Origin of the sequence: Paenibacillus sp. GbtcB18 (genome assembly GCF_019091125.1) — a bacterium.
GTDB lineage: Bacteria > Bacillota > Bacilli > Paenibacillales > NBRC-103111 > Paenibacillus_F > Paenibacillus_F chitinolyticus.
On sequence record NZ_JAGXJX010000396.1, the window covers coordinates 1 to 267 of the forward strand.

1 protein-coding gene is annotated in these 267 nt (G+C 74.9%); it reads left to right on the forward strand.

Going from position 1 to position 267, the window contains the following annotated elements; genetic code table 11:
* Window positions 1-13: 13 nt before the first annotated feature.
* A partial coding sequence (locus KVT34_RS30345) for a Dyp-type peroxidase domain-containing protein (RefSeq protein ID WP_254635248.1) occupies window positions 14-267 on the forward strand: 254 nt, incomplete at its 3' end.

Sequence of the window (267 nt, forward strand, 5' to 3'; positions counted from 1 at the left end):
TGGCCAGGGGCCCCTGGGCGGCCCGGACGACGGCAACCAGCCGCTTCCCCCCACCGATTCGGGTGGAGCGGGCGGGCCCCCCCCGTCCCGGACGACGATAACCTTCGGAGCCGGGCCGTCGTTCTTCGACGGCCGCCTCGGTCTCGCGGGCAAGAAGCCCGGGGCCCTCCAGGATCTGCCGGCGTTCGGCGGAGACGAGCTGCGGTCGGAATGGTGCGGGGGGGACCTGGGGGGGCGGGTGGGCGCCACGGAAATGCAGATCGGGTC